The organism is Microcoleus sp. w1-18aA5 (genome assembly GCF_036701705.1).
GTDB lineage: Bacteria > Cyanobacteriota > Cyanobacteriia > Cyanobacteriales > Microcoleaceae > Microcoleus.
Genome location: NZ_JAUPTE010000014.1, coordinates 53160 through 73812 on the forward strand (window position 1 = coordinate 53160; position 20653 = coordinate 73812).

Below are 20653 nucleotides of genomic sequence, written 5' to 3' on the forward strand. Positions count from 1 at the left end.
CGCAAAACTCTTAGGACGTATTTGTGCATCGGTCTTGCTTCTCTCTAAGGTTAGAGAAGCCCGCGATCGCGCATTAAGCTGTGGAGCATTTAAACCAGTAACGAGGCTAGTAGGGTGCGTCAGCTAGAACCCTTACGCTGAAACGGAAAACCTTAGATGCTGACGCACCTTACGCAAGTCCTTTAAATGCCGAACAGCTTATACCACCAATTATCTCAATTCTTGAATCAGTAAGGAATGAGAATTAAATAACTTCCACTCTTGAAAGTGGGATGGGCCTAAGATCCCGTCCAAAAAGGACGGGATCTTAGGCCCATCCCACAATAACAATTAAAATTGTAAGTTATTTAATTCGCGCTTCTAAGTACAGACTGTTAAAATTATCTCTAGAATACCCCCAAGTCTCGCAGACACCGCCGCGTTAATTCGATTCGATATTTAGCATCCTTACGGTTGAGTTTTTAAGTGATTGGGTGGAGAATTAAGCCTGATGTTTTTGAGAATTTAAGAGCGATCGCACTTTGCTCAATAAAGGGCGATCGCCCTAAAAAATTATTCTTTCCAGTAACGGGTTAAAATCCGCATTACTTCACCTGCTAGAGGGGACGGTAAAGGCGGGCTCCATTCACCAACTTCTGCAAAACCCAAAACGTGCAGCAGATTGATGATGCTTTCTACTCCTTTGGGAATCCCGCAAATCAACAATCGGATCGGTTGCTTTCCGATGGGTGCGTCGGGAATGTCTTCGCGAAGGATTTCGGGAACTGACTTTGGCTGTGATATCATGAGTTTTAACTACAAAATAGTCGGATAGCGATCGCCCTTGAGTTTTCGAGGCAAAGGGGCGATCGCTTTTCCGTTTGTACATCCTCAGCATAGTTCATTTTCTGAATTAGTCAACTGCCAAGCTCAAATAATTTACCGTAGCGGTTAATTAAAGGATAGTGAAGGTTGCGGGATGGTAACATCAGCTTGCAAAGTCCAGGCTATTAATTGAGCATCAACAGTGGTCATCCGTTGGAAATTGGCAGTTGTAATGGCCGAGCGAAATATCAGCAACAAAGAGTTGGCTGCTTTGGTGGGGATGCACCCAACTTCGTTTTCGAGACTCAAAACCCGCCGTCGCCTCACGAGAATTGACGAATCCACTCTCAATGCTCTGTGCAAAGCGCTAAACTGCCAACCGGGCGATTTAATGGTGTATGAGGAAGACGAGCCCGATCGCACTTAAAAAACCGACTGCGATAGTTAGTAGTGTTGACAGCGACGCACCCTACAGATTCGTGAAGCGAAGCTATCCCGTAGGGAATCGCACAATTTCCACTGCAAAAACGCGAGCAAACTCAGCGACAAGGATCGATCGCACTCGATCGACCTCAATTCCGGGAATAAACTGCTCTAAACTGCCAACAGGTCGATCGGGAATCCCGCAAGGTACAATTTGCCCAAAACCAGCGAGATCGGGACAAACATTTAAAGCAAAACCGTGCATCGTAATCCAGCGACTGACTTTAATGCCGATCGCACCTAGCTTGCACCCATCCACCCAAACCCCAGTCATACCGGGAACCCGCGAACCCTTCAACCCCAAAACTTCCAGCACCCCCAGCAGCACTTCCTCCAACTGCCGCAAATACCAGTGCAAATCTTGTTGGTGACGGCGCAAATTTAAAATCGGATAGCCAACCAATTGACCCGGACAGTGGTAAGTCACCTCGCCGCCCCGCTCAACTCGGTGCAGTTCCGGCTGAGTTTGGCTTGGGTCAAATTTCAGAAATTCCAGCTTTGATCCCAGTCCCAAAGTGTAAACCGGCGGATGTTCCAGCAAAATCAGGACATCTGGCAAATCTGGCCTGTCGCGCCGTTCTTGCACGAGTTTTTGCTGGATTTCCCAAGCTTGGGAGTAGGGAACTTGTCCCCAATCGAGGAGCAAGCAGGGTTGTGCATTTAGTGGTTGATGGATTAGAGGAGAAACCATGCAAAAAATCAATAGTATTTTTACGGAATATTGGCCCAGCTTAAATCAAGAATTGTCAACATATAATAAAAGATTTGGAAGATAAGTGTTTTCGAGAATACATAGTGCTACTGTATAAAATATACCGAAGTTACAGAAGGGAGGGAGCTCTATGAAGCTTGTTATCCAGGGTAAAAATATAGAAATCACCGATGCGATTCGCGAGTACGTCAATCAAAAGGTGGAAAAGGCAGTTAGCCATTTTCAAACTTTGACGACTGAAGTGGACATACATCTATCGGTGGCTCGTAACCCCAGGATCAATCCTAAGCAGACTGCTGAGGTGACAATTTATGCTAACGGCAGCGTGATTCGGGCTGAGGAAAGCACGGAAAGCCTATATGCAAGCATAGATTTGGTTGCCGACAAGATAGCTCGTCAACTGCGGAAATTTAAGGAAAAACGTCACGACAACAAAATCCAGAGTAGTGCCAAAACGGTTACGGTAGTTGATGAACATCCTGTAGTAGCGGATCTGATTGGCGATCGAACTCCCGAACTTCCTGCTGAGGTTGTACGGACTAAGTATTTTGCTATGCCTCCAATGACTGTGCAACAAGCTTTGGAACAATTGCAGATTATCGATCACGATTTCTATATGTTCCGTAATGCGGAAACAGACGAAATTAACGTACTCTACGAACGCAAGACTCACGGTGGCTATGGAGTTATCCAACCCCGCCACAGCAACGGTAACGGTAATAGCAAAAATGGCAAAACTGCCGAAAGCGCTACATCTGAAAAATCGAGTGTTGCAAAAAGCTAGATAATTGCTGAGTGCTAATTGTTAATGGCTGCAAGTCGTTAGCAAAAAAGGACTAAAGTCCTTACTACGAACCACGAGTTTTTAGTAAGGACTTTAGTCCTTTCTTGGTTTTTTAATATCATGATTCGTAGTCAGGACTTGGCGGATATTTTCTAGAGAAAATGGATGAACAATTATGCTATTGGAGTTAAGACAATTGAAGATTCAGCCGGGTCAGCAATTACTGGTTGAGGATGTTAACTGGCAACAATTTGAAAGTATTTTGGCGGAATTGGGAGAACGTCGTGCTTCCCGACTTTCCTATAGTAACGGACGGTTAGAAATTATGGTTCCTCTGCCCGAACATGAAAAAGCCAAAGAAATTATTGGCGACATGGTAAAAATTTTGTTAGAAACACGACAAATAGCATTTGAGTCATTAGGTTCGACAACGTTGAAAAATGAACGCATGAGTCAGGCTGTCGAACCGGATACCTGTTTTTACATTCAAAATCAAGCAGCCGTTATAGGTAAAACTCGCCTCGATATGAGTGTTGATCCACCTCCCGACTTAGCTATAGAAATTGATCTTACCTCTCGCACGCAGTTGGATAATTATCAAATTCTAGGAGTGCCGGAACTTTGGCGATATGCACGGCGAGGGCTACAAATCAACGTCTTGCAAGCCGAAAAATATATTGAGTCTGATGTTAGTCCCACTTTCCCCAATATCCCGATTGTCGAACTGGTGAATCAGTACACTCAGCAGAGTCAAGTTGCTGGTAGAACCCACGCTATTCAAGCTTTTAAAAATTGGTTACGGGAAAATCTCTAGTCTGAGAATTTCGGTTCTCACTAAAAACCTTTAGTTCGCAGTCAGGAATTTAGTTTGTTCTTGGTTTTTTAGACAATGAGGGATGAGGACTTTCGTCCTCACTACCAACAATATATTTAAGCAAATCCATCTAACTTTTGATGGTTTCTAAAGTTTTGAGTGCTTCTGCAACGTGTGCTTTAAAGTCTAACATGGAGTCAAAAATATGCTTGACAACGCCTTCTTTGTCAATGACATAAGTTACTCTACCGGGCATAATCCACAGGGTAGCTGGAACTCCATATAATTGCCGAACTTTGTTGCCAGTATCGCTCAGCAGTGTAAAGGGTAGCTGATATTTGGTGGCAAATTGTTGGTGCGATTGTTGGGTATCTTCGCTAATTCCTATGACTTCTGCACCTGCGTCTTTGAAGACTTCGTAGCTATCTCGAAAAGCGCAAGCTTGGGTGGTGCATCCGGGTGTGTCGTCTTTGGGGTAAAAGTAGACTATGACGTTTTTTTTACCTTTAAAATCTTTGAGGCTGACTGATGTGCCAGTTTGAGATGGTAAGGTAAAATCGGGGGCGGTGTCTCCTACTTTGACGGTCATGTTTTTTTAACTTAGTAGATGTGTTGGCGTGAAATTTTAACTTTTGTTATTGTACAGTTTTTTTGAGCAATAGTTCGCAGTTGCGATCGCCCGATTCGGTATTATCCCATTTTTGCTTTCTCGCAATCCTAAAAAAAACCCTTTTTACCAAATCTGGATGCAGCCGACGATTAGCAGTTACGCGGATTAATTCGAGAGGCTTTTTTGAACCGCAGATGCACGCGGATTAACGAAGATTCTTATTAACAAGGGGAGGTGCGACGCTGAAACGTTACTACTGAGATGTTTCACCATTCTCAATAAGCCTTTTATGAACAGGCTTTCCGGCCTGTTCCACAAGAAAATTCACTCTGTGTGGAACAGGCCGGAAAGCCTGTTCTTGAGAATGGTGCAAGATGTGAGTTACTACAAACTTAATTGTTATCGGCCTTTAGTTAAATTTTTTAATTCCCGCCATATTGGAGGAATTTGACCGGAGTGTGTGCGGGGCTGGGTGAGGATTCCTTGAGTGGGACTGAAGAGCAATGATAGCACAAATAACCCCGATGCAACTAAAACTATTGCGGGGCCGGATGGCAAGTTATAGAAGTAGCTGAGATACATTCCGCTAATGCTGGAAATAACTCCGATTATTGCGCCTAAAATCATTACTTGGTGCAGGCGAGTTACTAGGAGATAGGCGGTACTTGCGGGTGTAATTAATAGGGACAAGACTAGCACTACGCCAACGGCTTTGAGGCTGGCAACTATTGTGAGGGCGATGAGTACCATCAGTCCGAAGTTGAGCAGGTTTACTGGTAAACCTGTGGCTTGCGCTCCTAATGGATCGAATGTATAAAATAGCAGTTCTTTGTAAAAGACTACTACAACTAATAAGACTACGGCGACTATGACGGCTGTGTCGATCGCATCTTCGACAGTAACCCCCAGGATGTTGCCGAAAAGAAAGTGGTTGAGGTCGATTTTGTTGTCTTTTTGGACGATCGTAATTAGGGTGATGCCGAGGGCGAAGAATGCCGAAAATACGATGCCCATTGCCGCGTCTTCTTTAATTGTCGATCGAGCTTTGATCCAAGCTATGATTACTGTACTCAAAACTCCGGCAATGAAAGCGCCGATAAAAATGTTTGCTCCGAGGATAAATGCGATCGCCAATCCGGGCAAAACCGAGTGGCTGATGGCGTCTCCGAGCAAGGCCAGCCGCTGTACCATTAAGTAGCTGCCGACGATCGCGCAGACGATGCCGACGAGAATGGCAATTATGAGCGATCGCTGCATGAATCCGTACTGCAACGGCTCAATTAAGGTTTGGATCATAAAATTATCAAATCACAGTTAACTAATGACTAACAACCAAAGCAACCCGGTTTTATCTGAGATGTTGTACCATTCTCAATAAGCTTTTTAGGAACAGGCTTTCCGGCCTGTTCCACAAACAGTGAATTTTATTGTGGAACAGGCCGGAAAGCCTGTTCTTGAGAATGGTGCAAGATGTGAGTTCGATCCGAGATTTATCGTTGCCCAATTCAATATTATCCAAGAAACCGGGTTCAAGAGAGTAACTCCTAGATTAATGACTGCTGGCTAATTAAGCTGCTTGTCCGGCAAAGAACATTACTTGTCCGCCGTAGGCGCGGTAAAGGTTTTCTTGGGTTAGCACTTCTTGGCGGGAACCAGCGGCAATCAATTCTGTATTCAGCAAAATTAAATCATCAAAATTGGTGATTGATTCGCCTAAGTCGTGGTTGACTACTAAGACGATTTTTCCGGAATTTGCTAGCTGGTGGAAGATGTCAAAAATGATATTTTGAGTTTTTTGGTCAACGCCGACAAATGGCTCGTCAAAGCAGAAAATAGCGGCTTCTTGGGCTAATGCTCTCGCTAGAAATACTCGCTGTTGCTGTCCGCCGGAAAGTTGTCCGATCGGTCTGTCTTTGTAAGCACTCATACCTACTCTTTCTAAGGCATCGGCAGCGGTGCGGCGGCTAGCTGCCGAAAAGCGGCGAAACCATCCGGCTTTTCTGACTCTTCCCATCATCACGACATCCCAAACGGTGGCGGGATAGTTCCAGTCAATTTGCGATCGCTGGGGCACGTAGGCTACTGTTTCGAGTCGATCGGCGATCGCTTCTTCGCCCCAGGTAACAGTGCCGCGATTTGCCGGAATTAAGCCCAACATTGCTTTGATCAGCGTGCTTTTGCCGGCACCGTTGGGGCCAATAATACCCGTCAGCCTTCCCGGTTTGACGGAAAGATTGATATCTCTGAGTGCCTCTACCGTGCGGTAGTTTACTGCTAAGTGCTTAACAGCGATAATTTCAGTGTCGGTAGCGCTGTCTTTGAGGTGGCAAACCATTTCAGACCAAGGATTCTCGTTGGGGAAGGTGGCGGTATTCATTGCGGTGACTCTATCTCCTTTTTATTAAGTTTACTGTAAAAATGAAAAGAATATGAAATCATCGGTAAATAGGAATAATCGGGAACGCACCAGAGGTAGATAATGCGACAGTCCAAGCTGGAAACCCCTCAAACTATAGGTTTGGCGGCGAAAATCTCAAGTCGGTTAAAACTCATATCTTCCACAATTCTCAATAACAGGCAAGATGCCTGTTCCACAAAGAGTGAGTTTTCTGGTGGGGTGGGCATCCTGCCCGCCCAGACAAGGGTTATTGAGAATGGTGTCAGATGTGAATTAAAAGCGAGGGCAATTGTGAAGCAATCCTATAAAGGGGAGTTTAGCAGTGAGTCGGCGATTGAAACCTCCCGCCCTGGATTGAACAAGTCCAAAGTATTTTTTATCAGAACTATTGCCTGCGGCATTTTGACTTTGGGCTTATTTAGTTGTACTCAAACCCAGGGTGATCGCCTCTCTCCAGAGGCAGATGCTAAACCCAAGGTAGTTGCTACCAGCACAATTATTGAGGATTTGACCGATCGAGTAGCGGGTGGCGAAATTCAGCTAACAGGAATTTTGCAGCCGGGAACCGATCCTCACGTTTACGAACCTGTGCCAAAAGATTCTCAAGCTTTAGAACAAGCTAACTTAATTTTGTATAACGGTTACAATTTGGAACCGGGATTAATTAGGATGATGAATGCGGCCGGAATTAAGGCGCGGAAATTAGCAGTGGGGGAAGTTGTCAAGCCTTTGCTACTGAATAAAGAAGGCAATACAGTACCCGATCCGCACGTTTGGGGAAATGTGGAAAATGTAGTTCAAATGGTGGAAGCAATTCGGGATGCGCTAATTGACCTGTCGCCGGAAGATCGGGAGAAGTTTACGCAGAATGCTGTGAAACTTACTGCAGAGTTAAAACGTTTGGATAGTTGGATCGAACAAGAGATTAAAACTATTCCCGAAAATAAGCGCGAATTAGTAACAACCCACGATGCTTTTCAATATTACAGCCGCGCCTACGGATTGGGAAGTGCTGGCAGTTTGATCGGGATTAGTACGGAGGAACAGCCCAGCGCTCAAACGGTGCAAAAGTTAGTAGAATCCGTGAAAGCTGCGGGAGTTCCTGCTATTTTTGCCGAGACTACAATTAACCCGCAACTGATTAGAACAGTGGCGGAGGAAGCGGGGGTGAAATTGGCGGCGCAGCAACTTTATTCGGATTCGATTGGGGCGGCAGGAAGCGAGGGCGATTCTTATGTGAAAATGATGTCTGCTAATACTCGCGCCATCGTCGAAGCTTTGGGGGGGAAATACACGCCATTTGAAGTTAGCAAATAGCAAGTATGGTGCCCCGGAAGAGTTTTATTTTCTCTGCGGGGTGATAGCTAGCTGACGCAGCCTACAAGTTTCAGTAGGCTTGCATTGCATAAGTCTTTGATTGGTACATAAACCGCAGATGCAAGGCAGATAAACACAGATAAACGCAGATTATTGAAGGGATTGAAAGCTTGGGAATGCGAGAGGTCTAGTTTATCTGCTTCGACAAAATTAAATTGAGCACGTTCAATTCGTTGGAACTTAAAAGATATTTATCTGTAAAAATTTTTTCTCGGCTTTGTTCTAAACTGTAGCTTCTAAACACGATAAACGGGAATTCGTGATACTTGTACCCGATCGGCATTACACTATCTACAGGGTAGATCGATCGCACATAAGCCGACAAAATATCCCGAAACCGCCTGTCTTCCGGTTCTTCCAGCCTGCTGTCAGCAAAATACTCCTGCATTTCCTCCCCGCTGACAAAAGCAAACAGCGGTATGGCATAATAGCGATCGAAATGCTGACTCTGCTCTTCAAAATACTGAGTTTTCTCGACTTCGCTGTTGAGAAATTGCAAAAGCTCGATCGCACCGCCTCTAATGGCCGATATTACATTCTCCGGGGACGAATCGCTATCCCTAATTCGATACATTTTGTCCAGCAACTTCTTCTCTAGACATTCCTTAATTTCTCGATGAAGTGGCATCTGGTATGTTTCTACCAAATTTTGCTTAGCTAGAGGTACGAGCAACAAACTACCGCAAACATGACCAGTCTCTAGATTATCATAACTCAGCAAACCATCCAGCGGATTACACTTCTCCAAAAACTTACGATTAAAATCGTCCCGCATTTCCAGATAGAAATCGCCCTTTTGACGAGACTTCTCAGAATTTTTCAAAAGAAACTCCCCGCGACCCAAAAGCTGTTCCAGACTCGTATAAACCTCCTTAAACAACATATTTCCTCGCTGGCTCTCGCTCTTTAATGTCTTAATTAGAGCCGCCATTTTGCTGCTAAAAGTATCCCCGACTGCGGAAACCGACTTACCGCCAATCGGAATCATCAAAAACTTATCCCTACCCAAATATCCATATCCCACAATCCGCGTCATCACCGCAGTCTTCAGAATTAGCAGTAAATTCAACAAACTCAACTTGCTTTCTTGTAAAGAAAGTTCCGCATCATCAGCGTAATAAACTGCTGTATCAGACAGATAAAAAACCAATTCCTTATCTTCACCATCAAGGGTTTTACCGTTGTCATATTCTCCGCGTCCCCGATAAATTACCTGTATCACTTCCATGAGATTTTTCTCAATCTGAAAGCGGGGAATATCTACTAAAATATGCTTAGTTTTTGGGAAAGATAAGCCGCGACTTCCCGATGCAGTCATAAAAATTACTTTAGCTGTATTTTTGCACTTTTGTATTTGCTCCTTCTCCTCTTCCGAGATATTCGCGTGGACTTCCAGATAATCGGTATAGCGATTAAATTCTCGCTCATTTTGGATTTTATCAATTAACTCCGCCAATCTTCGCTTATCCTGAATGTAGACGATAATTTGTTCAACTCCCGGTATTGCTAACCGCTGATTGATATCCTCAATTATTTGAGACTGTACCCGTTTTACCAAATCATAATTTATTTTTAAAGAAATATCTTCAGTGAATTTAACAGCTTCTACAAACACCTTGTAAGTTATCTCTAAACTGCTAGCCGGATAGGAATTCGTATTGATAAGTTTAGCAGCTAATCGTTTAAATTCAAAAGGAATAACTTGTAAAAACGGGATTTGCTCAGAAGTTTTTGGGAGCTTTTTGAAATAGATTTTATCCGGTTCCGGCGAGGTATCATCGAGGTGTTGTTTAATCACATCCGGGTCAACAATCGAAGCGTCGGCTACAATAATTTTAGTATTAAAACCGTGTTTTTGGGTGTGCAAGTCATATTTGTTAAGCAGCCTACCAATTCCATGCAAAAACTCAACGCCGCCGTCGTCTCCAGTGATTTCATCTATCATAATGAAAATGTGTTTGATGCGGCTGGAGATTTCTTGCATTCTAGGAGAAATGACTGCTTTTTCCCCCTTGTTGTAAGCATCTTGAAATATTTTCTCTAAATGCTGGAGAGTATTTTTTCCGGTTTCTGTCACCTTTAAAGACTGAATGGAAACGGTAGCCACGATATTGTTCGATGTTTTACGATTGACGAGCGAATATATTCCCTCACAAACGCTATTTAGCACTCCATGCTTTTTGCCTATCCTAGGTTTGATTACTGTTTCTCCCTTCCTTTCAAGTTGCGGCTGGTGATATTCCTTCCGCTGCATTTCGGCCCTGTTGTTGATGAAGTGGACACTTTTTTGTTGAAAATTTTCGTGATGATTATTTGCGACGTAGTTGACGGTACATTGTCCAAAATTGCTGTCTATAGTATCGGAACTTGAGTTAATGCAAAATAAGCGATTGTCGCACAGCAAACCAGTCTTTTTGTCTCGAAATTTATCGATGATATCTAAGTTGACTTGCTTGCGGGGACTGACGTACAGGAATAAGAAACCGTCCTCGATATGGCTTTTGAGAAAATTGGCGATCGCAGTTGTTTTCCCAATTCCCGGATTCCCCGTCAAAAAGATATAAGTTTCATCAGATTGCAGTGCTTTGACAATCAATTGAGCGTGAGCATTTCTCAGATGTAATCCGCGATCGATTTGCAAATCATCGGCCAGTTTATCTGATATAATATCTATGGAATTAACAAAATTATCGATCCGCTCTGTATTACGTACAGGTGTAGAACTTTTGCCAATCGTCAACAAATCGCTGACAAACTTTTTGCCATTTTGAAAACTGCGAGCTGCGTTGAGTTGAATCGTATCTAAAACATCGCCGCGAGCATCGTTAATCTCTTTATTTTTCGCTTCCTGCTGGTAGATTTTGGCACAATTCGCCAAGATGTCAATTTTATCACTGCGGAGGGAAATTGCGCTAATTGTGCGATCGCTATAACCGACAACATTCAACAACACCTCAGCATCATCAGGAATCATACCAGTCGTTTGCAGAAAACCGTAGAAGCTGTGAGCGTAGCTACCAGCCTGAATCAACTTAGCGCTTTCCTTATCCTTATACTTAAAAGCCGTAAAATATCGGTTTAAACCCTCCGAAAAGTCAATACCTAAAGTGCTAGTATCGATTCGCAGATTAGAAAAAACACTTTTCGATCGCAAGTAGCTAATTTCTCTGAGCAAAGACTTCCGCATCACCTCTATTTCGTTGAGATTATCGACTTTTTCCGAAGTCAACGGAGGAGTAAACACAGACAAATCAACGCACAGAATTCTAAACTCCTTACCATTTTGCAACAAAATCAGGGTATCAGCTTGCAAAAACTCGCCTTTTTTCTTGTAGCGGCGGATGTAGGAGTTAATCTCATCGTCTGAGAAATTGGGTTGCGCTGTTTCAAACTGAGATAATACCTTCTTAAACGCTTTAAAAACTTCTGTCTCATCGTCATTCTGGGTTCTAATACTGTTAGCACAACTCAAACTGCACTGAAAATACAAGATTTGCGATAACCTTAAAGTCCAGCCCGTAGATGTGAGGTACTCCCGGAAGAAATTCAACCCACCAATAAAGCCTTTTTGGAGAAAAAATAGACTCCACTTCTCAACAATTTTAGCATCCAAACTACCGAGGAGATTAGCTTCCCTAGTTATTTCCGCCATCATCTTTGGCAATTCTAGTTTCTGCAAATCGAGACGGTAGGAATCTCCGAAATTGTGAGCTATATTTTCACGCTGAATATACGCCAGAATCCCAATATTAAATCCCACCTCAAACAGCCGTCCAAAATCTTCACCAATCATGATTAATACCTCCCTCATCCACATTTAAGACTTCTCTTACCTTATTCAAAAATGCCAGGGAATTAAAATCCGCACTACCGCCAGCATGACTAAATACAGATAAAGCACCCACCGATTCATCGCCAATAATTCGCTCGTAGGGGTCAAGTTTTAAACTAATATTGTGACGAGCTTCATACCGAGAAAAGTGGAATATTGTTAGATAATGTAGCAAAGTATTTTTGATTGCACCATCATAAATCAAACCTTCACGAATATCTTGATCGTCTAGGATACCTTGATAGATATTCAACAGCGTCGAGTAGGAAATCACACCGTTATAAAAGTTTTTTTCCTCCCTGACTCTAATTCCGTTAAACAAGTTGAAAAACATCACAGCTTGCTGACTGGTATCTGCAAACAAGTTTTCAAGCTCCATTGCATCCTGAATGTAAAACGATTTTCCCTTATCGCCTAGGAAACTGCGGACATAGTATTTGTCAAAGAATATTGGATAAATTTTGATATCTCGGCGCTCTCCTTTCAAAGTTCGGAGCAATTTTTTTGACATGAAAGACAATTCCTCATCTTCCTCAGTCTTAGTAATATGCAGCGTACTCATGTAAGGTGCTTGGGAAATATATGCGAAATTCCGATATCCTTGCTGATAAAGCTGGCTCATGACATCTTCAAGGATTAACGGCTCAGAATAAAGACGGCTGACACTGTAATTCTCGGAAAGTGTTTTCAGCATTTCGACTTGAATTGTACTGTCATCTAGACGATTGATTCCGACAATTTCTCCGATTAAGCAGGCTTGTCTTTGGAAGCGGTTTTGATTGCTTCTTTTCGCATCACTATCCCGGCTGGAAACGACAATAATTGCCAATTTATCCAACTCAGGGGCTAGCTGTACATTATCATCGAATCGAAACTTTTTAGGAAGAATTGAATACAGGGAACTCAAACCGTTACGAATTGTGTAACCATTGGGCGTTTTTCTAATCCGAAATCCTTGAGAAGTTGAGCGTTGTTTTTCACTCAAAATATGAGACAATGTTTTAGAAAGGTTAGCCATAAATTTTTCTGATGGCGAAGGGTGTTTGTCGTCACCTTCGTGGAGCCTCACCATCGGAATAAACAAGTTGTCCGCAGTGTTTTCGAGTAATATCCTCAGACAGATATAGGACAGCAGCAACATGGTAAACTTATACACAAAAATTGCTGCGGGTTGTAAACCTTTGTCGCCGCAGTCTAGTCGTCTATCGTCATAGGGAAACACAACTAATTTGGTCTGAAAATGTTTTTCGTAGATTTCTCTAGAGCGAGGGGCTTTAGGTGCAGAAAGTACAGGCAAAACATCGACACCTTTGATATTGTATTCCATGCTAAAATTTTGGCGTTCATCAGTTGGGAAATACCGGACATCTTCGATGCTGATATTGACGGGTAGCTGACAAATAGATTTTTCATCCACACTAGGTTCTTTGACTGTAATATAATGAAGCGTTTGCTTGTAATTTCGCTCCATAATGTCATTAAAAAATTTACCATTCGTCAAAATATTGTCAATATCTTCTACCAGACCTATTTTGAGGTTTACGTGTCGCGTTTCTGTGCGGGTTGGTAAAATTGTTTGACGCTCCAGAAAGCCTTTTAGCATTCTTCTCAGATGCGTAATTTTGTGTTTTATGTTAAACTGATTAAGCCCTTTAATAAAGTTGCGAAAAAGCTCTTTTTTTTGCTCATCGTTAGAACCTTGCAAAACGGGCAAGACTCTTTGTTCAAATAGGATTCTAGGCTGATGATTTAGTTCAGATTCCGGGTCGTATTTTTTTGCTAGTGGGTCATTGCGGGAAGCCAGCACAAAATAGTAGAGCAATGCTATTTTTAACAGTTTGCGGACGAAGGTTTCGGGATTAGAATCCTCATCAAATTCTGCTTGATGTTCTTCACTGTCGGGATTTAGCAGGTTCAGATAATACTCAAATACATCTTTTCCGCTGCGCGCTTGAACTGAGTTATCAAATTTGATTTTGAGGCCAAAGATAAACTTACGCTCGTTACGATAATTGTCCGTACTTTCTCCCAAGTAACCTGATACAATAGGAATAATGGGCAGTGCATCTAAAAATTCTGATCGGGCAAATATCTCTCTGTAATTAACTCGAACTCCAGCATAATTAACTTCGTAGTCACCATCAGAGTTCCCTGGATCGTTGATGTATTCTTCTATTAATCTGAGGCGGCGAATTAAGTCTTCTAAATAGATGATGCCTACAGTATCTGTGTTGCTCGCGCGGATGTGTTCTAGCAGATACTCTAAGTAAGTAATCTTAGCTTCTTTTTGAATTTTGCCGAGAGTTTCTTTGTCTACCAGTCGGATTAATTTGTGGAAATCCGAGTCAAGATTTTTAACCATCTCATCAAGACCGTGGTTAAGGTCTTCTTTCTCACTGCTAGTCTCGGCATTTTCATTGATATAGTTTTGCAAACCCTGCTTGAGTTCTTGTTCAAAAATATCAGTATTTCGGACGGTAATGGTCAATTTATGCAATTTTAAAGCTGCATGGCTTCCAGTACCTCGGCTTTCCAAAGTTAGCCTTTCTTTTTCTAAAGAAGGGTGGCGGATGCCAAAATCGTATTTAAAGCCTAACTCTTGGCCGCTTCCCCGAAAAGAGGGTGAGCATAAGGGACTAATCAAACTAGCGACAAAGCTTTCAATAGAAGTATTTTGTGGCAGTTTAAATTCTAATTGCTGCAGCAAAAACTGTTGAATCTGTCTAACTTGACTGCCAAAACGCTCCTCAATTTCCGGCGGTAAGTTAACAGTAGCAGAATGTGCTTGACGTTCCCCGGAACCCAGGGGTTGCCGCACTTGCTTGTTGGAAACATCAGCAGCAATGGTGTCAATATCAATTAGCAAGCGGCGGCGGTCATCTGATATATTAAACGGGTTTTTCGATTGCAAAACTTCTAAAATCTTGTCCAGCAAATCGCCATAGTCAACTGGAACTAAATCGCTGTCATCCAATCTTAAGAGGTTCACCCTGTTAACTCCTTCAAAAAGCTTGAATCCACTCTTTCACATCGTACTCAGTCCAAACCCCATTTACCCAATAAGGATCGGATTCCACCAATTGTCGCACGGCCGCCTCCTCTTCTGCTTCGTAAATTGCAAAAACTTTTGTTAAATCTTTCGTTGGCCCGATCGTACTTAACACACCCGATTCCTTCTGCTTAGCCAATCCAGCCAAATGAGCGTCTCGAAACGGAGCGCGTTTTTCGAGAACGTCTTCGCAGTAACTTCCCCACATCACATATTTGGTCACGGTTTTGAGCCTTAGATAAATTTATTTAAAAGTTATTGTACAATAAGAGTAACAGGATTTAACGAAAATTTTAACGATAAGATTAATGAACCGCAGAGGGCGCAGAGGGCGCAGAGGAAGAGGGGAAAGAGAGAGGTTTGTTAGATAGGAGAAGATGGCTATGACTTTATTAGACATTCGTTTGTTGACGGTTCAAGAGTATCACCGCATGGCAGAAGTTGGTATTTTTGAGGAAGACGAACGAGTTGAATTATTGGCAGGACAGATAGTAAAGATGGCCGCAAAAGGAACAGCACACAGTGCAGCGGTGACACGTACAGAGAAGTTACTGGAAAACCGTTTGGGAGAGCGAGTTTTGGTGCGGCTGCAAGATCCTGTTCGGTTAAATGATTTCTCTGAACCTGAACCCGATCTTGCTGTGGTCGTACCCGATCCGCTTTACTATGAAGACCACCATCCAACTCCGTCTGAAATTTATCTGATTATTGAAGTTGCTGATAGAACCCTGAGAACAGATTTGGGGATAAAAGCGACAATTTATGCTCAATCTGGAATTGCGGATTATTGGGTTTTGGATGTTAATAATCGGCAACTTCACGTATTTAGAGAACCGAGTCAGGATGGCTATCAGAGTATAGTAGTTCTTGAGGATGATGCGAGTATTTCTCCTTTGCAATTTCCTGATTTTTCTTTTATGGTTGGGGAGATGTTGCGGCCGTTGGTGACAATTTAATTAACGTTAAAAATTGAGTCCGCCAGGGAATTCATTCCCTGGCGGTTTCCAGTGGTGAGTAGCGGCCTCTTTAGCTTCTCAAACTAACGCCGAATTTCTCTACTAAAACATCGCGAACTTTTTGTTGTGCCGGTTCGACATCAGTTTCGCTCAAAGTTCGATCGCCCGCGCGGTAAACTAACCGAAAAGCCAAACTCCGCTGTCCCGCCGGCACGTTGTCGCCCCGATATTCGTCGAACAGTTCCACCGAATCCAGCAAACTACCCGCCGCCTTTTTCATCGCACTCTGCATCTCAACAACCGCAACCTCTACAGGCGCGAAAAACGCAATGTCTCTGTCAGAAGCGGGGAAACTCGAATAACCCGCGAATTTGCGAGTTAAGTTGCTCGATCGATTCAACGCTGCCAACAGCACCGCCAAATCTAATTGAAACACGTAAACCTGTTCCGGCAAATCCTTTTCCTGCTGCAATTGCGGGTGCAACTGTCCGAAAACTCCTAAATGTTTCCCGTTTAACGATAAGGCCGCCGTGCGACCAGGATGCAAGCGTGTATTAGAGGAATCGCTTTGATATTCCACCGCCAAACCCAACCCTTGAAATGCGCTTTCCAAAATACCTTTTGCCTCAAACCAAGTCAAAGGTCGATCGCGCCCGGACTGCTGCCATTTCCACACAGTCGGATCGCCGCCGATAATCCCCGCAACTGCATCCGCTTCCTTCATTGCATCCCCATCTTTCCAGAAAATCCGGCCGACTTCAAAACCGTTTAGTGCGCCATTTCCCTGTTCCAAATTGTACTGGAAAGCATCAATCAAACCCGACAGCATTTCTGTCCGCAAAGCCGAATACTCCACAAACAGCGGATTCGCCAGCACCACCTGATTTTCTCCCTCAGTTTTCACCAAAGAATAGTGCATCAACTCCGTCAAACCGGCCGCCCGAAAAGCCGATCGCACATTCCGAATTGCCGCGTATTCTGGTGACAGATAACCGGGTTCCGTTTTGCTGGGCAAAGTATCGCAGAAATTGTCATAACCGTGGAGTCGGGCAACTTCTTCAATTAAATCGATTTCCCTTTCTAAATCTCGGTAGCGGTAAGGAGGAACAGTTATCGCAAACACCCGTTCTTTTTCTGTTGGAAAAACTTCGCATCCCAAAGCTATGAGAATATTTTTTACCTCTTCCGGTTCCAGATATTTAGAACCGCCAGTTTGTCCTCTTTTCAACTGCCCCAAAACCAGATTTACTCGGTCTAAACGCAATTCGAGCGATCGCAAAAAACTCAAATCATCACCCGAACTCGCCGTTTTCTGCACCGTCGCAGTGCCTCCAGCCAACTCCAAAATTAGAGCTACAGCGCGGTTGCAAGCAGTGGTCAAAGCTGCCTGATTCACCCCCCGCTCGTAGCGGATCGATGCCTCGCTACGCAAGCCTTGAGCGCGCGCAGAACGGCGAATCGTTGCCTGGTCAAAAATCGCTGCTTCCAAGACTAAATTTTGCGTTCCTTCGTGAACTTCCGTATCTTCACCGCCCATTACCCCAGCTAAGGCAACGGGTTTGTCGCTAGCAGTAATTAACAAATTTTGAGCTTGCAAATTGCGGTTTTGTCCGTCCAAAGTTTTGAAGGATTCGCCTGTTTTGGCAAAACGGACGCCGATGCTGATATCTTGAGTACCGGTGAAAGATTGCAGGCGATCGGAATCGAAAGCGTGCAGCGGTTGTCCCCATTCCAATAAAATGTAATTAGTTACGTCAACCACATTATTAATTGGTCGCACTCCCGCCGCCTGCAACCGCTGCTGCAACCAAGCTGGAGAAGCAGCAATTTTCACACCTTCAATTGCCGTGCCGATGTAAATCGGGCATCCTTGCGGTTCGGATATTTCTACTGCCAAACCAGGACTTTCTTTGCCCTCAATCGCTACACCATTCGCTGCAGGAATTCTCAAACTTGCCCCAGTCAGCGCCGCCACTTCTCGCGCTACACCCACCATGCTCAAAGCGTCAGCACGGTTGGCAGTTGCTGTCAAATCTAAAATCACATCGTCTAAACCCAAAAGTGGGCGAATATCGCTGCCCAATTTGGGATTTTCTAACTCGAAAATGTGAATCCCGGCTGACTCTTTAGATAGCCCCAATTCCGCCAGAGAGCAAATCATTCCTTCGGAAGGAACGCCCCGCAATTTAGCAGGTTTAATCTTTAAATCAATAGTCGATAAATAAGTGCCAACAACAGCGACAGGCACGTAAATATCTGCCCTAGCGTTGGGTGCGCCGCAAACAATATTCAAAGCTTCTGAAGAACCGACATCCACTTGACAAACTCTCAATTTGTCTGCATTCGGATGCTGTTCGCAGGCGATGATTTTGCCCAAAACTACACCGCTTGCCCACGGGCGGCGGTCTTCAATTTCTTCAACTTCAAAGCCTGCCATTGTCAGGGTTTCGGCTAATTCTTCCGGTGACATCGCCACATCCACCAATTCCTGCAGCCACTTTAGAGAAATACGCATAATTTAGTCAGTAGTTAGTTGTCAGTGCTCTGTAGTTATTAGTCATTAGTCGACGCCGACGGGCTACGACTTTTGAGTCCCAGAATTTATTCGGGAAAGCTTTTCATAGCATATTAACTTAAATTTGTCAAGACTGTTATGGTACACATCAGCAAAAACAATGGATCTGCCCAAAGGTAGATGTCTACTGGGGGATGAGTAGCATTCTCATTCAGAGAATGAGGTATGCTAGATACATCTAACAACGCAAAAAGCACTTAAGTTTAGAAAGACTTTACACAAAAAAGCACAACTTTAGCAAGTCTTTAAACTATCTTCAAGGATAATCAACCGAAAAAACTCAAACCAGCGAGATAATCAAAATAGGGAAAAGATATCGGCTTAAAAGACTTAGGTGCAATTCCAATTCGCGATCGAACGCACGGCTTGCCGAAAACTGATAGATTAGTATGTCTACCAGAAGCAGGAACAGGCTATTTGTGCAGTCGAGCGACGCTGACAAGATCAGAACAACATAGGCAAACTCAATCAATATGAGCTACTGCGTAAATCCGGGCTGTCCCCATCCTCAAAATCCTGCTGACTCTATTCTTCAGTGTCAGACTTGCGGTGCGCGGTTATTGCTGCGCGCTCGCTACCGAGTCATTGAACCGTTAGGACAAGGAGGTTTTGGAGCTACATTTCTGGCAAAAGACATCTCATTGCCCGGTCAACCGAGTTGCGTGGTCAAGCAACTGCGACCCAGTAGTTCGTCGCCGCGAGTTTTAGAAATGGCGCGGGAATTATTCAAGCGAGAGGCGAAAACCCTCGGCCAACTGGGCGACCACCCGCAAGTACCGAGGCTGCTAGACTATTTTGAAACGGAACAGCAATTCTACTTAGTTCAAGAGTATGTTAAAGGCTCGACTTTGAAACAAGAAGTCAAGCACTCAGGCCGTTTCAACGAATCGGATGTTAAAAATTTTCTATTAGAAATTCTGCCAGTAGTGCAATATATCCACAGCCAAGGAGTAATTCACCGAGACATCAAACCCGCAAATATTATTCGCCGAATTCAAGACGGTCACTTAGTTCTGATTGATTTCGGAGCGGTAAAAGACCAAGTTAGCCAAACAATATTATTAGACCCCGCCGACCAAAGCGCCAACACGAAATTTTCAGTGGGCACATTTAGTTTTGCCCCCCCGGAACAAATGGCGCTGCGGCCGATATTTGCCAGCGACATCTACGCGGTGGGCATGACTTGCTTGTACTTGCTGACAGGAAAATCGCCCAAGGATTTAGATTTTGATGGAGTAACCGGCGAAATTGTTTGGCAGCCACACGTTCAGGTGAGTCCAAATTTTGCGCGGATTCTCGAAAAAATGCTCAAGCCGATGGTTGGGCACCGCTTCCAATCGGCAGCAGATGTCCTCAGAGCTCTCTCGGGCCAATTTGAAGACCCAAGTCTTGTGGATGGCTTGGCAACTCAATTCAACGCCTCTTCTCGTACAGTTGAAGAACCGACAATATTTAATGACGAGGGTTCTTCGTGGTCACCCCCTCAGAGCAAAATTAATCAAGATTTACGATCGAACCACACCCGCACTGGTAGAACTTCCTTCAGCCAATCCGGGAACACGGGAATGCAGCCGAGAGTTTCCCGGACTCTGGCTGAGTCCGGCAGAACTTTCGGAACCGTTGGACCTTCTAGTGGCAATTTAGCAGGGTCAAAGCTATCGAAAGTTGCTCCTAAGTGGGACACCAACAGCGTGCGAGCGGCATATTTTAAAGGCAAGCGTGATTTTGCTGACTGCGAACTGTCGGGTTTGCAACTGCAAAAAGCGCAGTTAGCGGGGGGGAATTTTTATCAGGCTAGGTTGGTGAAGGCAAATTTGCAAGCAGCGGATTTGTCGGGCGCGAATTTGGGTCACGCGAGGTTAATTCAGGCGAATTTGCGAGATGCTAATTTGACTGAGGCTTATTGCAGCACTGCCAATTTTGAAGGCGCGGATTTCCGAGGTGCTGACTTGACGGGGGCTTATTTGACTAAGGCGAATTTGCGGGGAGCAAATTTGTGCGGGGCGAATCTTACGAACGCTACAGTTTCTGAGGAACAACTGGCAATGGCAAAGACCAATTGGCTTACTGTTAAGCCTGATGGTAAGCGGAGTTTTGGATTTTAAGTAGTCATGGGGCATGGGGCATGGGGCATGGGGCATGGGGCATGGGGCATGGGGCATGGGGCATGGGGAGTTGTTAGCTGCTACTAATCACCAATCACAACAGTCAACACTCAACAGTCAACAGTCAACTTCCCACTCCCCCAGTCAGGTGAGT

General features: G+C 44.1%; 15 protein-coding genes. 6 read left to right on the forward strand and 9 right to left on the reverse strand.

Going from position 1 to position 20653, the window contains the following annotated elements; all coding sequences use genetic code 11:
• Window positions 1-552 precede the first annotated feature (552 nt).
• Window positions 553-786 (reverse strand): hypothetical protein, encoded by a 234-nt coding sequence (locus tag Q5691_RS07625; RefSeq protein ID WP_333311755.1) that lies wholly within the window; start codon window positions 784-786, stop codon window positions 553-555.
• Between the two features lie 220 nt (window positions 787-1006).
• Here Q5691_RS07625 and Q5691_RS07630 point away from each other — a divergent pair, with 220 nt between their 5' ends.
• Window positions 1007-1231, forward strand: a complete 225-nt coding sequence (locus tag Q5691_RS07630; RefSeq protein ID WP_333107432.1) for a helix-turn-helix domain-containing protein — start codon at window positions 1007-1009, stop codon at window positions 1229-1231.
• 63 nt (window positions 1232-1294) lie between these two features.
• Here the strand turns inward: Q5691_RS07630 and lipB are convergent, their stop codons facing one another.
• Window positions 1295-1978, reverse strand: a complete 684-nt coding sequence (lipB, locus tag Q5691_RS07635; protein WP_333228959.1) for a lipoyl(octanoyl) transferase LipB — start codon at window positions 1976-1978, stop codon at window positions 1295-1297.
• 151 nt (window positions 1979-2129) lie between these two features.
• Between lipB and hpf the strand changes: the two genes are divergently transcribed.
• Both hpf and Q5691_RS07645 read left to right on the forward strand, forming a co-directional pair.
• Window positions 2130-2783, forward strand: a complete 654-nt coding sequence (gene hpf, locus Q5691_RS07640; RefSeq protein WP_333208818.1) for a ribosome hibernation-promoting factor, HPF/YfiA family — start codon at window positions 2130-2132, stop codon at window positions 2781-2783.
• A 175-nt stretch (window positions 2784-2958) separates the two neighbouring features.
• Window positions 2959-3597 carry a Uma2 family endonuclease gene (locus Q5691_RS07645; protein ID WP_333344330.1) on the forward strand — a complete coding sequence of 213 codons (639 nt, stop codon included), beginning with the start codon at window positions 2959-2961 and terminating at the stop codon, window positions 3595-3597.
• Window positions 3598-3727: 130 nt separating this feature from the next.
• Here the strand turns inward: Q5691_RS07645 and Q5691_RS07650 are convergent, their stop codons facing one another.
• The 3 genes from Q5691_RS07650 to Q5691_RS07660 form a co-directional block, all read right to left on the reverse strand.
• On the reverse strand, window positions 3728-4186 hold the full coding sequence (locus tag Q5691_RS07650; protein ID WP_333208814.1) for a peroxiredoxin: 459 nt from the start codon (window positions 4184-4186) through the stop codon (window positions 3728-3730).
• Window positions 4187-4606: 420 nt separating this feature from the next.
• Window positions 4607-5503: a metal ABC transporter permease gene (locus Q5691_RS07655; protein ID WP_333208812.1), complete on the reverse strand. Its 897-nt coding sequence runs from the start codon at window positions 5501-5503 to the stop codon at window positions 4607-4609.
• A 271-nt stretch (window positions 5504-5774) separates the two neighbouring features.
• Window positions 5775-6584, reverse strand: a complete 810-nt coding sequence (locus Q5691_RS07660; RefSeq protein ID WP_333344332.1) for a metal ABC transporter ATP-binding protein — start codon at window positions 6582-6584, stop codon at window positions 5775-5777.
• Window positions 6585-6686: 102 nt separating this feature from the next.
• On the opposite strand from Q5691_RS07660, the gene Q5691_RS07665 reads away from it, so the two are divergent.
• Window positions 6687-7922 carry a metal ABC transporter substrate-binding protein gene (locus Q5691_RS07665; protein ID WP_445304805.1) on the forward strand — a complete coding sequence of 412 codons (1236 nt, stop codon included), beginning with the start codon at window positions 6687-6689 and terminating at the stop codon, window positions 7920-7922.
• A gap of 187 nt (window positions 7923-8109) precedes the next feature.
• Here Q5691_RS07665 and Q5691_RS07670 read toward each other — a convergent pair whose 3' ends face one another.
• Genes Q5691_RS07670 through Q5691_RS07680 form a run of 3 tightly spaced genes read right to left on the reverse strand, consistent with a single transcriptional unit; the run spans window position 8110 to window position 15086 of the window.
• The gene (locus tag Q5691_RS07670) at window positions 8110-11775 is read right to left on the reverse strand and encodes an ATP-binding protein (protein ID WP_333344334.1); all 3666 of its coding nucleotides are present in this window, start codon (window positions 11773-11775) and stop codon (window positions 8110-8112) included.
• Entirely contained in the window at window positions 11765-14803 is a 3039-nt protein-coding gene (locus Q5691_RS07675; protein WP_333344336.1) for a hypothetical protein, read from the reverse strand. Before Q5691_RS07675 ends, Q5691_RS07670 begins: the two co-directional genes overlap by 11 nt.
• Window positions 14804-14816: 13 nt before the next feature.
• Complete coding sequence (locus tag Q5691_RS07680; protein WP_333344338.1) at window positions 14817-15086, reverse strand: YciI family protein; 270 nt, start codon at window positions 15084-15086, stop codon at window positions 14817-14819.
• A gap of 160 nt (window positions 15087-15246) precedes the next feature.
• On the opposite strand from Q5691_RS07680, the gene Q5691_RS07685 reads away from it, so the two are divergent.
• On the forward strand, window positions 15247-15819 hold the full coding sequence (locus Q5691_RS07685) for a Uma2 family endonuclease (protein WP_333311759.1): 573 nt from the start codon (window positions 15247-15249) through the stop codon (window positions 15817-15819).
• Window positions 15820-15889: 70 nt separating this feature from the next.
• Here the strand turns inward: Q5691_RS07685 and pheT are convergent, their stop codons facing one another.
• Window positions 15890-18334, reverse strand: coding sequence for a phenylalanine--tRNA ligase subunit beta (pheT, locus tag Q5691_RS07690; RefSeq protein ID WP_333344340.1), 2445 nt, complete (start codon window positions 18332-18334; stop codon window positions 15890-15892).
• Window positions 18335-18867: 533 nt separating this feature from the next.
• On the opposite strand from pheT, the gene Q5691_RS07695 reads away from it, so the two are divergent.
• Entirely contained in the window at window positions 18868-20499 is a 1632-nt protein-coding gene (locus Q5691_RS07695; RefSeq protein WP_333344342.1) for a serine/threonine-protein kinase, read from the forward strand.
• The last annotated feature ends 154 nt before the right edge of the window (window positions 20500-20653 follow it).

Bases quoted from the DNA above. Each gene is read 5' to 3' on its own strand.
- Q5691_RS07670 (WP_333344334.1), bottom strand. From the start codon at position 11,775: ATGATTGGTGAAGATTTTGGACGGCTGTTTGAGGTGGGATTTAATATT.
- hpf (WP_333208818.1), top strand. From the start codon at position 2,130: ATGAAGCTTGTTATCCAGGGTAAAAATATAGAAATCACCGATGCGATT.
- pheT (WP_333344340.1), bottom strand. From the start codon at position 18,334: ATGCGTATTTCTCTAAAGTGGCTGCAGGAATTGGTGGATGTGGCGATG.
- Q5691_RS07660 (WP_333344332.1), bottom strand. From the start codon at position 6,584: ATGAATACCGCCACCTTCCCCAACGAGAATCCTTGGTCTGAAATGGTT.
- Q5691_RS07655 (WP_333208812.1), bottom strand. From the start codon at position 5,503: ATGATCCAAACCTTAATTGAGCCGTTGCAGTACGGATTCATGCAGCGA.
- Q5691_RS07685 (WP_333311759.1), top strand. From the start codon at position 15,247: ATGACTTTATTAGACATTCGTTTGTTGACGGTTCAAGAGTATCACCGC.
- Q5691_RS07650 (WP_333208814.1), bottom strand. From the start codon at position 4,186: ATGACCGTCAAAGTAGGAGACACCGCCCCCGATTTTACCTTACCATCT.
- Q5691_RS07665 (WP_445304805.1), top strand. From the start codon at position 6,687: ATGCGACAGTCCAAGCTGGAAACCCCTCAAACTATAGGTTTGGCGGCG.
- lipB (WP_333228959.1), bottom strand. From the start codon at position 1,978: ATGGTTTCTCCTCTAATCCATCAACCACTAAATGCACAACCCTGCTTG.
- Q5691_RS07625 (WP_333311755.1), bottom strand. From the start codon at position 786: ATGATATCACAGCCAAAGTCAGTTCCCGAAATCCTTCGCGAAGACATT.
- Q5691_RS07645 (WP_333344330.1), top strand. From the start codon at position 2,959: ATGCTATTGGAGTTAAGACAATTGAAGATTCAGCCGGGTCAGCAATTA.
- Q5691_RS07695 (WP_333344342.1), top strand. From the start codon at position 18,868: ATGAGCTACTGCGTAAATCCGGGCTGTCCCCATCCTCAAAATCCTGCT.